Source organism: Trinickia acidisoli (genome assembly GCF_017315725.1).
Taxonomy (GTDB): Bacteria; Pseudomonadota; Gammaproteobacteria; order Burkholderiales; family Burkholderiaceae; genus Trinickia; species Trinickia acidisoli.
This window is the reverse complement of record NZ_JAFLRG010000002.1, coordinates 371,963-387,027: the sequence shown is the minus strand read 5'-3', so window position 1 is coordinate 387,027 and position 15,065 is coordinate 371,963. Positions and strand designations below refer to the sequence as shown.

The window sequence follows — 15,065 nt, the reverse complement described above, 5'->3', positions numbered from 1 at the left end:
TCCGGCGCAATCGACGCCGGTCCCCTATGCGCGCTTTTTAGAACTGATGCACCATGCCCAGGCGGAACATCAATTGCCGGTTGGTCGTCGATGCGTCGGCGATCGAGAAGTCGAAGATGTCCGCCTGCTTGGCATCGCCCGCGGCCTGCTGGAATCCCGCCATCGCATACAACGTCGTACGCTTGGACAATGAATAACTGCTCATCAGCGAAACCTGATGGTATTTCGGGTTGCTGCCGTTGTAGTTCACCTTGCCGTCGGTAAAGGCATAGGCGGCACCCAGCGTCGTCTTCGGCGTGATGCTGTACTTGCCCCACACCTCGTAGTTGCTGAACACGACCGAACTCGTCGTACCGTTGGCATCGTCGAATTTCGCGTTGGTGTAGTCGATGCCCGCCGTGGCCGGCCCGAACGCATAGTCCGCGCCAACGCCGACGATGCGCTCGTTTTGCGGATTGCCGACATAACTGAAGGGGCCGCTCGCGCCGATCGCGGCACCCGTGGTATTGCCGATGAAGTCGCCGTCCGGGAAGAGACTGGCCGGATTCTTCGCGTAGAAGTAAGCCGCGCCCGCGTTGAAGCCTGCGTGCGTGTAGCCCGCGCCGACGCTCCACATACCCGTCGTGCCTACGCCAGGCGCGTTCGAATTCGTGAACGAATACATGCCGCCGAACGTGAAGCCGGCAATCGACGGGCTCGCATACTTGATTGCGTTGTCGACACGAAACGAGTTGTCCGTGTTGTCGATGTCACCCCCGCGCACGAACGGGCCGCCGAATTGACCTACCGCAGTCACCGGCTGAACGTAGTCGACCACGGAGTCGTACTGCCGCCCCAACGTCACCGTACCCACGTTCGCCTTGGAAAGGCCGACGTATGCTTGCCTGCCGAACTCTCTGCCGCCTTGGCGCATTTGTCCGTTTTCCAAGCTGAACCCGGCTTCGAGCTTGAAGATCGCACTCAAGCCGCCGCCCAGGTCCTCGCTGCCTTTCAAGCCCCAGCGGCTGCCGTACATGCCGTCGTACGTGCCGTCGCGCATCTGCCACAACGGATGACTGCCGCTGTTGTTGACGTAATCGATGCCCTCGTCGATCACCCCGTACAGCGTCACGGACGACTGCGCCGCGGCGATACCGGGAAGCAGGCATCCCACACACAAGCTACTTAGGAGTACTAACTGATTTCTATGATTCAATTTCATTACTGTCTCCAAGTTTTCAATCGATTTTTCTAATTCAACTTCCTACGACACCAAACCCAATCAAACGGCCATGCACAAGTACTTGATCACGACGTAATCGTCGATGCCGTAATGCGATCCCTCGCGCCCGAGACCGGATTGCTTCACGCCGCCGAACGGCGCGACTTCATTCGAGATCAATCCCGTGTTGATGCCGACCATGCCGTATTCGAGCGCTTCGGCAACGCGCCAGATTCGCCCGATATCGCGGCTGTAAAAGTACGCGGCAAGGCCGAACTCCGTATCGTTGGCGAACTGCACGACTTCTTCGTCCGACGAAAACCGGAACAGCGGCGCAACTGGCCCGAAGGTTTCCTCTTTCGCCAAGTTCATGTTCGGCATGACGCCGGTCAACACGGTAGGCTCGAAAAAGCCGTGTCCCAATGCATGTCGCTTTCCGCCCGCCGCAAGTGTGGCGCCTTTGGCAAGCGCATCGGCAATGTGCGATTCGACCTTCTTCACCGCTGCCTCGTTGATCAACGGCCCGAGCACCGCGCCGCGCTCGGTCCCGCGACCCACTTTGAGCCCGCTCACCGCCAACGCGAGCTTGTCCGCGAATGCCTCATAGACCCGCTCATGCACGTAAAAGCGATTGGTACAGACGCACGTCTGTCCGTTGTTGCGGTACTTGGATGCGATCGCCCCTTCGACCGCCGCATCGAGATCGGCGTCGTCGAACACGATAAACGGCGCATTGCCTCCCAACTCGAGCGTGACCTTCTTGACGGTCGGTGCGCTTTGCGCCATCAGTAACCGCCCCACGGCGGTCGAACCGGTGAACGACAGCTTGCGGACGATGGGATTGCGCGTCATCTCCGCGCCGATGGCCTTCGGGTCGCCGGTGACGACGCTCAGTACCCCCTTGGGAACACCCGCACGCTCGGCCAGCACCGCCATGGCGAGCGCGGAAAACGGCGTCGCCTCCGCCGGCTTGACGACGATCGGGCACCCCGCCGCGAGCGCGGGACCCACCTTGCGCGTAATCATCGCCGCAGGGAAATTCCACGGCGTGATGGCGGCACACACGCCGATCGGCTCTTTGATCACGACGAGGCGCTTGTCGGAAGCGGGCGTGGCGAGCGTATCTCCGGCAACGCGTTTTCCTTCCTCGGCGAACCATTCGAGAAACGAGGCTGCATAGGCGATCTCGCCTTTGGCTTCGGCAAGCGGCTTGCCCTGCTCCGTCGTGAGGATCAACGCGAGATCGTCGCTGTGCTCGATCATCAGTTCGTACCAGCGGCGCATGATGACGGCACGTTCCTTTGCCGTCTTCTTTCTCCAGGCAGCCCATGCGGTTTGCGCCGCATCGATCGCGCGCGCCGTTTCCGCCGCACCCATGTTCGGCACGTAGCCCAACGATTCGCCCGTGGCCGGGTCGAACACTTCTATCGTCGCGCCCGAGTCCGCCGGTTGCCAATCGCCGGCGAGATAGGCTTGATGCCTCAGTAGCGATGGATCTTTCAACGTCTGCTTGATATCCATGAACAACCCCATGAACCACCTTCAGTAAAAAGTCATTCGAAAAACCCGTCAGCTCGCGAGCGCGTAGTGCGCACCCGACGCCTGTCCGCGCCCTTGCTGCAAGAGTTGCGCGGCAATCGCCGCCACTCGCTCCACGTGCGTTGTCGCGGCATCGCGAGCGCGCTCGGGGTCGCGACAACGAATGGCGTCGAGTATCAGATTCATTTCCGCCACGGCTTGGCGTCCGCGATCGTCCGACGCGATCGTCATCGCACGCAATCGGTTGATCCGGGCGTTCAACGTCTGCACGATTTCCAAAGCGACTTTCTTGTCGCCTCCATGAAACATATGCTCGTAGAACGTCGTAGTCAGTTCGCGCACCGTCTGATGCGCGTGCGTCTCGAACGCGCGCGCGATACCCTCGATGCAATCGGCAAGCCGCGACACCAAGGCTTCGTCCGCATGCCGTGCACAGGCCATGGCGGCATCGCCTTCGAGCAGCGCGCGAATCTCATAGATTTGCGCCGCCGTCTCGGCGTCGAGCACCGCGACGATCGGCCCCTGGTTCGGGATCGAATCGACGAGTCCCTCGGCTTCGAGATGTCGCAATACTTCTCGCACGACGGTCCGGCTCACGCCGAGCTCCTCGCACAACGCACGTTCGACAAGCCGCTCGCCGGGCAGGAAATGCGCGTCGAGAATGGCGGTGCGCATCTTCTCCAGCGCGAGTTCGCGCAGCGTCGTGGTACGGCGCTCGACTTTCAGTGAAGGAAACGCGTCACCCATATCCGTCGTCATGCCTCGTCAAAGAGACGCACATCGCTCGCATCCCACTCCACGAGCGCATGCGTGCCGATCGTCAACGCATTGTCACGACGATGGGCCGCCGGCATGCGAATCGAAATTTCCTGCTGCCAAGGCGTCGCCACCGCGTAATGCATTGCATCGCCGAGATAGGTGATGTCGCGCACCGTAACCGGCAACCCAGCCGCACCCTGCGCGCTCGGCAAGGCGCGAATGCGCATTTGCTCGGGGCGTATCATCAGCATGCCGTCGTCGCCGGCCGCAAGCGCCGGGCCGAGCCCCGCCGCCGCCACCGCGTGACCGTTCGGAAACACGCCGTTCATGCGGCCTTCGCCGCTCGATGTGATACGCACCGGTAGAAAATTCGAATTGCCGATGAAGTTCGCGACGAACCGCGACGCGGGGTTCGCATACAGTTCTTCGCCGGTGCCGACTTGTTCGATACGCCCTTTGTTGAAGACCGCGATGCGATCCGATAGACGTAGCGCTTCTTCTTGGTCGTGCGTCACATAGAGAATCGTGACGCCCGTCTCCTGATGAATGCGGCGCAACTCGAGTTGAATTTCTTCGCGTAGCTTTTTGTCGAGTGCCGAGAGCGGTTCGTCCATCAGCAACACAGGCGGGTCATAAGCCAGCGCACGCGCGATCGCAACGCGCTGTTGCTGGCCACCCGATAGCTGCGCAGGCATACGGTCGCGGCAATCGGAGAGATGCACGAGCCGGAGCATCTGCTCGACTTTCATCTTCACCTCGCGATCGGGGCGCCGGCGCACCCGCAACGGAAAAGCGACGTTCTCGCCGACAGTCAAATGCGGAAACAACGTGTAGCGCTGAAACACCATGCCGATGTTGCGCTTGTTCGGCGCCACCGACAGCAACGGTTTGCCGTCCAGCAGAACGCGCCCTTCGCTCGGCTCTTGGAAACCCGCGACGATATAGAGCGTCGTACTCTTGCCCGAACCCGACGGCCCGAGGAACGTCATGAATTCGCCCTTGCGCACGTCCAAGGACACTTGGTCGATAGCGACCACGTCGTCGTACGTCTTGCGCAAGCGCTGGATTTGCAGGAATGCGGCAGTCATGGCCGGTTCACCTCTCTAACGGGCGCGGCGGCGCAACAGCGCGCTCGCCACCATCAATATCGTCGTCAAGCCGACGAGCAACGAAGACGCCGCCGCGACGACGGGCGTCAGATCTTGCTGCAACGTGGTCCAGATCCGGACCGGCAGCGTCTGCAAGGTCGGGCTCGCCATGAAGATCGACACCACCACTTCGTCCCACGACGCGAGGAACGAAAAGATGGCCGCGGCGAAGAGCCCAAGCTTGATGGCGGGCAGCGTCACGCGCAGTTTCACTTCGAGCGGCGATGCGCCGCAGATGAGCGCCGCGTCCTCGAGTGCCGTATCGAAACTCACCAGCGAATTGCTGATCGAAATGATCGAGAACGGCAGCGCAATGATCAGATGGCCGATGACGAACCCCGTCATCGTGCCGTTCAGGCCGACGCGCAGCGTAAAGGCATATAACGCCACAGCGAGCACGACGACAGGTAACACCATCGGCGTGAGAAAAAACGCTTGCAGCGCGCCGCGTCCGCGAAACTTGCCACGCACGAGGGCGAGCGAGGCGAGCAGACCGATCACGACCGACAGCGTCGTGACGATCGCCGCCAGCTTTGCACTCGTCAGCAGCGAGTCGATCCAACCGGGATCGGTCAAGAGCTGGCGATACCATTGCAGCGTCCAGCCAGGTGGCGGAAAGATCAACCATTGCGAATCGCCGAACGACAGCGCGACGATAAACGCGATCGGCAACAGGAGAAAGATGGCGACGGCACCGCCTACCGCCAGCAACGCCCAACGCAGTGCGCCTAGGCGATCGAAATCGAGCAACATGTCAGCGACCTCCAAGACTTGCGCGCGCACCGCCCGTGAAGCGCAGTTGCAGTGCATAGAGCGCCAACGTCACGGCAAGCAGGACGAATGCGGCCGCACCCGCGAGCCCCCAATTCAGCAATTCCTGCACGAGCTGCGCGATGAGTTCGGCGAGCATCATGTACGAAGGGCCGCCGAGCAATGCAGGCGTCACGAAATAGCCGAGCGCCATCACGAACACCATCAGCGCGCCCGATGCAACGCCGGGCATCGCAAGCGGTACCAGCACGCGCCAGAACGCCTGCCAACGGCTCGCACCGCAGATCGCCGCGGCCCGCAACGTCGACGGATCGATACCGCGCAGCGTCGCGTGCAACGGCATGATGAGAAACGGCAGCATGATGTACGTCATGCCGATCGTCACGCCGATGAGGTTGTTGACGAGCGTCAACGGCTGGCTGATGATCCCGAGCGCCATCAGCATCCGGTTGATCGGTCCCGTCGCTTGCAGCAGCACCATCCAGGCAAACGTGCGCGCCAGCAAGTTGGTCCACATCGACAGCAGCAGAATCGCGAACAACAGGGAGCTCACTTTGCGCGGCGCGATCGCGAGCAGCCATGCAGTCGGGAAACCGATCGCAACGGTCACGACCGTCACGACGGTTGCCACGAGAAACGTGTTGCCGAACACGCGCAGGTACGTCGTCGAGCCCAGCAACTGCGTGTAGTTCTGCAAGCCGGGCGTCGGCTCGAGCACGCTGCGCAGCAGCAGCGACAACACCGGCACGACGAAGAAAACGACGAGCAGCAGCAGCGCCGGCGCCAGCAGACGGACGCTGCGCCAATCGCGCCGCCGGCGCGGCGGCGTCGCGGCTGGCGGCACGATGGAACTTAGGACGTTAGGCATGGTGACTCCCAATACAAACCGTGTAGCGCTTTGCCTGACGACATCGCCTACTTCGACTGCCAGGCGTACCAGCTCTTCGCAATCTCGTCGCGATGTTCCGCCCAGTACTTCATATCGAGGTCGATCTGCGAGCTCTTGTACTGATCAGGCAGCGTCTTGGCGATTGCAGCCGGCATCAGCGACGGTGCCTTTACGTTGATCGGCGCATAGCCGGTGTCGGCGGCAAACTTCGCTTGGGCCTCGGCGCTCGTCGCGGCCGCGAGGTACTTCATCGCTTCGGCCCGATGCTTGGCCCCTTTCGGGATCACGAGCATGTCGGCTGCCGTCAGGTTCTGATTCCACGAGATGCCGACCGGCACCCCCGTTTGCGCGAGCGCATGCAAACGTCCATTCCAGAACATGCCGATGGGCGCTTCGCCCGATGCAAGCAATTGTTGCGATTGCGCACCGCCGCCCCACCAAACGATGTCGCTTTTGATCGTGTCGAGCTTCTTGAACGCGCGATCGAGATCGAGCGGATAGAGCTTGTTCGGCGGCACGCCGTCCGCGAGCAGCGCAATTTCGAGCACGCCGGGCGCAGACCATTTGTAAAACGTACGCTTGCCGGGGAAGCGCTTGGTATCGAAGAGGTCGGCCCACGTCGAAGGCTGCGCGCCCTTGTACGTCGCCTTGTTGTAGCCGAGCACGAACGAGTAGTAGAAGCTGCCCACCGCATCGGGCGAGGTAAAGCGAGGGTCGAGATTGTCTTTCTTGACGACCGAATAGTCGATCGGCTCGATCAAGCCGGCCTTTTGCGCGGCATAGGCGAAATCGCCCTCGACGTCGACGACGTCCCAGTTCACGTTACCGCTATCGACCATCGCCTTGAGCTTGCCGTAATCGGTTGGGCCGTCCATCAGCACGTTGACGCCGGTGGCCTTCGTGAAGGGCTGCGCCCAGTCCTTGTCCTGCGATGATTGCGTCGTGCCGCCCCAACTCGTGAATACGATGGAGTCGGCCGCCTGCGCGCCGGTTGCCGCACACGTCGTCGCACACGCCGCGATCACCGCTGCCGCGTAAAAAACGCTTTTGCTGTTCATGCTTGTCTCCTGAATAGTTTTAAGAATCATCGAGCCGCGATATCGGCGAATACCTGCACGTTCATGTGAGCGGCGAGAAAGCGGCCGGCTTCATGATCTTGCTTTCCATCTCTTCCATCAGTGCCTGAATCTTCGGTGCGAAATCGCGCCAGGCCGGATCTTCGGCGAGCGCCGCACGCCGGCGCTCGCGTTCGTCCAGGCTCGGGTAGGCCCAGATGTGAACGATCTGATTCAGCGGGCCGATTTCCGAATGGAAGTAACCCACGAGTTGCCCGAGATACCGCTTCTGCAACTCGATGCCTTCTTCCGCCACGAGCTTCAGGTAAGCAGGCACCGCACCAGTCTTGATGCGGTAGGTTCGGATTTCGTAGAACATTAGGACTCCTATCTTTTCTAGCACTTGCGTAGGTGGCTGGCGTCGCATCGCATCGCCGCATGCGTTCCAACCAACGCGTCCGTTCTCTCAACGCATCACGAACGGGTCGGCGATCGGCTCATCCGACGTGCGAATCCATACGGACTTCGTCCGCGTGTACTCGAGCACCGCCTCGAAGCCTCCTTCTCGTCCCAAACCGCTCAAGCCATAGCCCCCGAACGGCACGATCGGCGACACCGCGCGATAGGTGTTGACCCATACGATGCCGGCCCGCAACGCGCGCGTGAGCCGATGCGCGCGCGTCAGGTCGCGCGTGAACACGCCGGACGCGAGGCCGTAACGCGTGTCGTTCGCGAGGGCGATGGCATCGGCTTCGGTATCGAACGTAACGACGCTGAGCACGGGACCGAACAATTCTTCGGTCACGCTGGGCACTTGCGCATGCGGGCAATCGACGATCGTCGGCAGGAAATAGTGGCCCGCGCTTTGGCCTTGCGGCTGCGATCCGCCGAGGACGACGCGGCCGCCCGCTTCGACGCTCGCACGCAGCACGCGCTCGATATGCTCGAGTTGCCGGCGCGTCGCGAGCGGTCCCATCTCGGTTGCCGTGTCCTGCGGATCGCCGATTCGAATCGTGGCTGCCCGCGCAATCAACCGCTCGACGAGCGTATCGTGAAGGCCACGCTGCACGAGTAGGCGTGAACCCGCCACACAGCTTTGCCCGGTCGCGGCGAAGATGCCTGCGATCACCGCATTGCATGCGCTGTCGAGGTCGGCATCGTCGAAAACCAATACGGGGGATTTGCCGCCCAACTCGAGCGACATGGCCGCGAGATTCTCGGCCGAATTGCGCACCACGTGGCGCGCTGTCTCCGGCCCGCCCGTGAACGCAATGCGCGAGACGAGCGGATGGCTCGTCAACGTGCGTCCGCAGTCGTTGCCGAAGCCGGTCACGATATTGACGACGCCTTTCGGAAAACCGGCTTCATGAACGAGCCGCGCAAATTCCAGCAACGGTGCGGGACCGTCTTCGGAAGCCTTGAGTACGATCGTGCAACCGGCCGCGAGCGCCGGGCCGAGCTTCACCGCCGATAGGAACAGTTGCGAATTCCATGGAACGATCGCCGCGACGACGCCCACGGGCTCGCGCCGCAACGTCACTTCCATATCGGGCTTGTCGACGGGCAGCCATGCGCCTTGGATCTTGTCGGCTACGCCCGCGTAATAGCGGTAGTACTCGGCGACATAGCCGATCTGGCTGCGCGTTTCGCGGATGATCTTGCCGGTGTCCCGCGTTTCGAGCTCGGCAAGACGCGGCGCATCCCGTTCGATCAACTCGGCGAGGCGATACAAGAGCTTGCCGCGCGCGCTCGCGGTCAGGTTGGCCCATGCGGGCTCGCCCAACGCGCGATGCGCCGCGCGCACCGCACGATCGACGTCGTGCGCGCTCGCCGCGGGCATCTGCGCCCATACGTTGCCGGTAGACGGATCGATGCTGTCGAAATGCTCAGCGGCATCGTCAAATGCACCATCGATGTATTGCTGAAACCGTTGCAACATGTCAGGCCGCTCCCTTCGTGAACGTGGCCAAAGGGCCGATATCAACGCCCGCCGAATGCCGGCATCACTTCCGAAATAAACAGTTCGAGCGACTTACGCTTACGTTCGAAACTCATATGACTATCGAGCCAGAAGCTGTACTGGTCGTAGCCGAGTTCCTCGTAGCACTTGAGCCGTTCGATCACTTGCTTCGGCTCGCCGATCACGAGGTTTTTGCGGATCGCTTCGGGCGAGTACTGCGGGAACATATCGACGTCCGCTTGGGTCAGCGGCTCGATGAATCCCTGCTCGACCGGGCGTTCGTTCTTGAACCATTTGCTGAAATATCGATAAAAGCGCGCGAGGTCTTCCACGGCCGCATCCACTTCCGCCGCATTCGCACCGACGAACGTGTGCATCAGCATCATCACTTGCGGGCGCGGCACATCCGGATTCGCGGCGCACGCGGCGTTGAACCGATCCATCAGGCTCGCCACTTCGGCATCGCCTGACGCCAGCGACGTCACTTGAACGTTGCAGCCGTTGGCCACCGCGAATGCGTGCGAGTTGGGATCGCGCGCGGCAAGCCACAGCGGCGGATGCGGCTGCTGAATGGGACGCGGCACGGGCGTCGTCGAAGGCCATGACCAGAACTCGCCCTGGTGCGCGTAATCACCCTTGAAGAGCCTGCGCAATGCCGGAACGAGTTCGCGCATCCGCGCGCCCGCGCCCATCGCATCGAGTCCCGGCAACAAACGCTCGTACTCGAACGAATAAGCACCGCGCGCGATGCCAAGATCGAGCCGGCCGTTGCTCGCCACGTCGACCATGCCCGCTTCGCCGGCGAGCGCGATCGGATGCCAGAACGGCGCGATCACCGTGCCCGTGCCGAGGCGAATACGCTCGGTTTTCGCGGCAAGGTACGACAAATTGACGAACGGATTCGGCGCGATCGTGAATTCCATCGCGTGATGCTCGCCGATCCATGCGGTCTCGAACCCACCGCGCTCGGCAATTTGTACGAGATCCGTCATCTGGTCGAACAGCTCGCGATGCGACGTCTTAGCGTCGTAGCGCTCCATATGCAGAAACAGCGAAAACTTCATGATGTCTCGTCTCCTGTAAGCCATCGCGGATGCATCGGGTCGCCGCGCGGCCGTCATGACTATCCAGTTCGTTCAATGAGCGGGTTTCAATGAGCGGGCGCCAGCGCTTGGATCGTGCCCGCTTCGGTATCGCCGACATAGATGCCGAATGCGTCCTCGCTGCGCTCTCGAACATAGCGCTCCAGCATCGAGCGCACGGCGGCGTCGCTAAACGCATCCCACGGGATCTGCGTCAACGGTACGATCCGGATCGCGCCGCCCGATTGCGGCGAAATATCGTTCTTCACGCGGCCGCGGTAATAGATCTGCACGCCCGGCGCGGGTCCGCTGCTCGACTCGAATACGGCGAACAGAAAGTCCAGATGTGCTTTCAAGCCGAGCTTCGCCAGCGCGCCAAGCAGGCTCGCAGGATCGCTTTCCGGTTCGAGCTTCGCACCCGCCGGTAATTGAAGACCTTGCAGCGTATCGATCAGCACGAGCCCATCGCGATGTTCGAGAATCGCGCCGACCCGTGCGCGCGAACCGGCGGCGGCCAATGCATCGAGCGACAGGCTGAAGTTCACGTAAGCGCCGCGGCAATAACCGAGCGGCGACGAGGCCGTATGGAGAAAGTGCACGACGCGGCCGATCAGAATGATGTGGTCGCCGGCATCGACGACTTCATGCGTCGCGCAATCGAAGCTCGCGGCGGCACCCTCGATCATCGGAGCGCCGGTCACACGCGCCTGCCAGGCCACTTGGGAAAACTTGTCGATGGCCTTCGAGGCGAACACGCCCGACACCGCCTTCTGATCCTCGGCAAGCACACTGACCGCGAAATGACGCGTTTGAGAAAACACCGCATAGCTCGATGCCGTTTTCGCGATACAAACGAGGATCAGCGGCGGATCGAGCGAGACAGACGTGAACGAATTCGCCGTGAAGCCGCGCGGGGAGCCGTCCGGCTGAATCGTCGTGACCACCGTCACGCCCGTCACGAACGCACCGAGCGCCCGGCGAAATTCGGCGATATCGATCGGCTGTTCGTTGATCGTCTCAGTCATTGCATCCTCCCGACATCGTCGTTGCACTGATCGCCCGTCGCACCCACTTTCGCTGCGCCGAGCAGAAATTCGAGCAGCCGTTCGTTCACTTGCGCCGGATCGGTCACGTTCATCATATGGCGCTCGTTCGCGATGATCTGAGCCTGGCCGAACGGTGCGGCAGCCGCCATCGCGCGCGACATGGCGGGGTTCGAGTTCGCGTCGCATTCGCCGGTCAGGAAGAGCGCGGGCACGGCAAGACCGGCCAGCCGTCCGACGTGCGCGTTGTCCGACGATGCGAAGAGACGGTACGTGCGGGCGTACCCGATCGGATCGACCGCCAGCAGCAGCGCGCGCACCGCCTCCGCCGCTTTCGTCAGATGAGCCGGAACAGGATCGCCGAACCAACGCTCGAGCGTGGTGTCGACGCCCGCATCGAGCGGCGCCTCGCCAAGCATCGACGCGCGGCTCATCACCGCTTCGCGTTGCCCGGGCGTGCGGTCGTACACGGCATTCAATGCGACGACACTGAGCGTGCGGCCCGGATGCGTCAAGGCAAATTCAAGGGCAACCAGTGCGCCCATCGAATGACCGACCACATGCGCGCGCTCGATGTGCAAGGCGTCGAGCAACCCTTCGAGTTGCGCGGCATATTCGTCGAGCGTGGGCTTCGCCGTCGGCAAAGCACTGCCGCCATGACCGAGCATGTCGTAGGCAACGACGCGGAAGCGCTTGGTCAAAGCATCGATCTGTGCGGACCACACGCTCTGGTTCATGCCGACGCCGTGGATCAACACGACCGTCTCGCACGCGCCGCGCGCTTGCGACGCGTGAACGCCGTAGCTCGTCCCCGCGGCGATGCCGTGCGCCACCTCGTGGTCGAGCGCGCGCTCAGGCTTCATGGGACTCGAGCTCCTTCAGGTCCTGATAGCGATCGCCGATGCGATGATGCGGCCGTCCTCCGATCGACGCGCCCAACGCAATCACGAGTTCATCGGGCGCGGGAGCATCGACGATCGAGAACTGCACGGTCAAGTAATGCGAGCGCATCCCTTCGTCGTGCTTATGCATCAGCGGAATCGAGATCGGACAATTCGGGCCGCCGCGCAAATTGGTAAAGCTCAAATAGCTCTTCGCCCCCACCGCCTTGCGATAGTGATTACCGAATCGCAGCGTGTGGATCAGCGCGGAAGCGTGCTCCAGTTCGCCGGATGTGCCGACGACCGCCGCCTTCCCATAGCCTTCGACGGCGTCTCCCGAGCCCGCGAGCCGCAGGATCTGCGACGTCAGCAGTTCGCCGAGTTGCGGCGCGAGCCCATGAATCTCCGGTTTCAGATCTTCGACGAAGCCGCGACCGGCCCACGGGTTACGGAGCACGGCCGCGACGCCAAACAACTTCAGCGGCCGCGGCGCCGCCCTCCCGCCTTCGATAAAGGTGTCTTCGACATAGGTAACCAGCTTGCGCACTTCGAGGTTCATCACGTTCTCCTGACCGGGCCGCGAGGCCGCGTGTGTCATTGGTTGAGATTATGGTATACCAGCTTATGGCACGCACTGAAGTCTATATATTATGGAATACCATGATATGAGTTGCAGGGAAACTGGCACGATCCTCGCAGGTGTTCGGGGCGTAGGCTGCTGGGGTCAGGACAGATGCGCTCGCGAGCGCGAGATCGCCGATAATACGGAATGCCAACGTACGGACCGACCGGTTCCGGCCACTTTCTGGAAGGAAGCTTTTCCTTTTCTACGCCATGTCTGACCTCAAAATCGATCGAACGGCTAAGACGCTGAGAGAACTCACGCTGGACAAACTGCGCGGCGCGATCGTGCAAGGCTATTTCAAGCCGGGGGCGCGCCTCGTCGAGCGCACGCTGTGCGACGAACTGGGCGTGAGCCGCACCGTCGTGCGCGAAGTGCTGAGGCACCTCGAGACCGAAGGTCTAGTCGAAACCGTCGCGCGGCAAGGGCCGATCGTCGCGCGCCTCGATCCATCCCAGGTTGGGGAGATTTACGAGCTGCGCAGCCTGCTCGAAGCCAACGCGGCACGTGCATGCGCCGAGCGGGCGACGCCGGACCTCGTCCTCCGGCTGCGCGACGTCCGTCGCAAGATCGAAGCTGCGTTCGCCGAAGGCGACATGCGCGATGTGCTCATCCATACCGAAGCGTTCTACGACGCGATGTTCGAAGGCGCGGACAAGCTCGTGTCACTGAGCGTCGTGAAATCGCTCAATGCTCGGATCAACCGGTTGCGTGCGCTGACCATCGCAACGCCAGGCCGCGGCGAGGAATCGAACCGGGAGATGAACGCGCTGCTCGACGCAATCGAGCGTCACGACGGGGAAACGGCGGCGGCGGCGTCCTGCGCGCATATCAAGCGCACGTCCGAACTCGCGCTGCGTGCCCTCGCCGAGCAAGAAGCGCGCGCGTCGTGATTCTCGCCACGCGCGCCGAATGCCTCAGGTGCCTTGTTCACGGTGCAGCCCGAGCCGGCAAAGCACCGGCCGCCGTCACAACGGATACCTGCGTCACGCCCGCCTGCCCGATCACAGCAAGCACCTTAGCCACCTGATCGAACGATTCCCGACGATCGGCCCGCAGGCTCACACTCGCGTCGGCATCTCGCGCGACGGCACGCGCGAGCACCGGTTCTAGCTGACCCGCCTCGATTTGCCGCCCATCGACAAAAACCCGATTGCCGACATCGAGGCTTACCGTCACGGCATGATTACGCGGCAAGGCCGCTTGTGCCGCAACGCTCGGCAATTCGACCTTGAGCGCCTTCGTCATCACAGGCGCCACGACAAGAAAGATCGCGAGCATCACCAACATGACATCGACGAGCGGCGTCACGTTGATGTCGGCAAGCGGCACATCGTGACGGCCGCCTTTCGAGCCCGAGATCACGCCGCCACCTCGCGATCCGAAAACGCACTCGCCTGCGCGCTCGGTTGGCGCATGCCGCTTTCACCTTCACGAATCCGAAAGCCACTCCGCTCGGCAACATCGACCAATTCGGCGCTCAATTCCTCGAGTTCATCGATGCTCGTTCGCGTGCGATGCACGAAGGCGTTATAGCCCAGCACGGCCGGAATCGCGACGGCGATCCCGAGCCCCGTCGCAATGAGCGCATCGCCGACGGGCCCGGCAATATCGCCGATGCCGCCGGCGCCATCGGCCGTCACGGCGTGGAGCGCATGAATGATGCCGAAGACCGTACCGAACAGCCCGATGAACGGCGCGACGTTCGCGACCGAGGCGAGCAGCGTCAGTCCGGCTTCCTGCATTCGGCGCTCGCGCTGGATTTGCTGCGCAAGCACGCGCTCGAGCTGCGCCCTGCGCGCTTGCCGTGCCACCTCGGGAGGAAGCGGACGATCGGCCCCATCAAAGGGCGCCGCAAGCGCCAACGCGGCCACTGCGGCACGCGTCACGCGCGCTTTGGGGCCTTTTGCATCGGCAAGCCCGATACGCATCGATGCAAACGAAGCCTGCTCGAGTGCCTCGCCCCATGCCGTATCGAATCCGCGATTCTGGATGGCGAGGCGCCAATACCCCGAACCCTTTTGCAGAATGACGATCCACGTAAGCGCCGAAGCTGCGCCAAGCAGACTCAACGCAGCATCGACGATGAAATGTAGGGCGATCGGTGACATGGGC

At 62.3% G+C, this 15,065-nt stretch carries 16 protein-coding genes; 1 reads left to right on the top strand and 15 read right to left on the bottom strand.

Annotated features, from left to right (window positions below; translation table 11 throughout):
* Nucleotides 1-37: 37 nt before the first annotated feature.
* The 13 genes from J3485_RS20290 to J3485_RS20230 form a co-directional block, all read right to left on the bottom strand.
* Nucleotides 38-1,201, bottom strand: coding sequence for a porin (locus J3485_RS20290; RefSeq protein WP_206956128.1), 1,164 nt, complete (start codon nucleotides 1,199-1,201; stop codon nucleotides 38-40).
* A 60-nt stretch (nucleotides 1,202-1,261) separates the two neighbouring features.
* Nucleotides 1,262-2,722 (bottom strand): NAD-dependent succinate-semialdehyde dehydrogenase, encoded by a 1,461-nt coding sequence (locus J3485_RS20285; RefSeq protein WP_206956127.1) that lies wholly within the window; start codon nucleotides 2,720-2,722, stop codon nucleotides 1,262-1,264.
* Between the two features lie 48 nt (nucleotides 2,723-2,770).
* The gene (locus J3485_RS20280) at nucleotides 2,771-3,487 is read right to left on the bottom strand and encodes a GntR family transcriptional regulator (protein ID WP_206958223.1); all 717 of its coding nucleotides are present in this window, start codon (nucleotides 3,485-3,487) and stop codon (nucleotides 2,771-2,773) included.
* Nucleotides 3,488-3,495: 8 nt separating this feature from the next.
* Nucleotides 3,496-4,587, bottom strand: a complete 1,092-nt coding sequence (locus J3485_RS20275) for an ABC transporter ATP-binding protein (protein WP_206956126.1) — start codon at nucleotides 4,585-4,587, stop codon at nucleotides 3,496-3,498.
* A gap of 15 nt (nucleotides 4,588-4,602) precedes the next feature.
* Nucleotides 4,603-5,400 carry an ABC transporter permease gene (locus J3485_RS20270; RefSeq protein ID WP_206956125.1) on the bottom strand — a complete coding sequence of 266 codons (798 nt, stop codon included), beginning with the start codon at nucleotides 5,398-5,400 and terminating at the stop codon, nucleotides 4,603-4,605.
* 1 nt (nucleotide 5,401) lies between these two features.
* Entirely contained in the window at nucleotides 5,402-6,286 is an 885-nt protein-coding gene (locus J3485_RS20265) for an ABC transporter permease (RefSeq protein ID WP_206956124.1), read from the bottom strand.
* A gap of 47 nt (nucleotides 6,287-6,333) precedes the next feature.
* Nucleotides 6,334-7,365: an ABC transporter substrate-binding protein gene (locus J3485_RS20260; protein ID WP_206956123.1), complete on the bottom strand. Its 1,032-nt coding sequence runs from the start codon at nucleotides 7,363-7,365 to the stop codon at nucleotides 6,334-6,336.
* Between the two features lie 61 nt (nucleotides 7,366-7,426).
* Nucleotides 7,427-7,741, bottom strand: coding sequence for an NIPSNAP family protein (locus J3485_RS20255; protein WP_206956122.1), 315 nt, complete (start codon nucleotides 7,739-7,741; stop codon nucleotides 7,427-7,429).
* Nucleotides 7,742-7,828: 87 nt separating this feature from the next.
* Entirely contained in the window at nucleotides 7,829-9,301 is a 1,473-nt protein-coding gene (locus tag J3485_RS20250; protein ID WP_206956121.1) for an aldehyde dehydrogenase, read from the bottom strand.
* Between the two features lie 41 nt (nucleotides 9,302-9,342).
* Entirely contained in the window at nucleotides 9,343-10,386 is a 1,044-nt protein-coding gene (locus J3485_RS20245) for an LLM class flavin-dependent oxidoreductase (RefSeq protein WP_206956120.1), read from the bottom strand.
* Nucleotides 10,387-10,472: 86 nt separating this feature from the next.
* Nucleotides 10,473-11,429 (bottom strand): flavin reductase family protein, encoded by a 957-nt coding sequence (locus tag J3485_RS20240; protein ID WP_206956119.1) that lies wholly within the window; start codon nucleotides 11,427-11,429, stop codon nucleotides 10,473-10,475.
* Complete coding sequence (locus J3485_RS20235; RefSeq protein ID WP_206956118.1) at nucleotides 11,426-12,310, bottom strand: alpha/beta fold hydrolase; 885 nt, start codon at nucleotides 12,308-12,310, stop codon at nucleotides 11,426-11,428. Before J3485_RS20235 ends, J3485_RS20240 begins: the two co-directional genes overlap by 4 nt.
* Nucleotides 12,300-12,887, bottom strand: coding sequence for an amino acid synthesis family protein (locus tag J3485_RS20230; protein ID WP_206956117.1), 588 nt, complete (start codon nucleotides 12,885-12,887; stop codon nucleotides 12,300-12,302). The genes J3485_RS20235 and J3485_RS20230 overlap by 11 nt, the downstream gene beginning before the upstream one ends.
* 275 nt (nucleotides 12,888-13,162) lie before the next feature.
* Between J3485_RS20230 and J3485_RS20225 the strand changes: the two genes are divergently transcribed.
* Entirely contained in the window at nucleotides 13,163-13,843 is a 681-nt protein-coding gene (locus J3485_RS20225) for a GntR family transcriptional regulator (RefSeq protein WP_206956116.1), read from the top strand.
* 37 nt (nucleotides 13,844-13,880) lie between these two features.
* Here the strand turns inward: J3485_RS20225 and J3485_RS20220 are convergent, their stop codons facing one another.
* Both J3485_RS20220 and J3485_RS20215 read right to left on the bottom strand, forming a co-directional pair.
* Nucleotides 13,881-14,315: an ExbD/TolR family protein gene (locus J3485_RS20220; protein ID WP_206956115.1), complete on the bottom strand. Its 435-nt coding sequence runs from the start codon at nucleotides 14,313-14,315 to the stop codon at nucleotides 13,881-13,883.
* Nucleotides 14,312-15,061, bottom strand: a complete 750-nt coding sequence (locus tag J3485_RS20215; protein ID WP_206956114.1) for a MotA/TolQ/ExbB proton channel family protein — start codon at nucleotides 15,059-15,061, stop codon at nucleotides 14,312-14,314. Before J3485_RS20215 ends, J3485_RS20220 begins: the two co-directional genes overlap by 4 nt.
* Nucleotides 15,062-15,065: the final 4 nt, after the last annotated feature.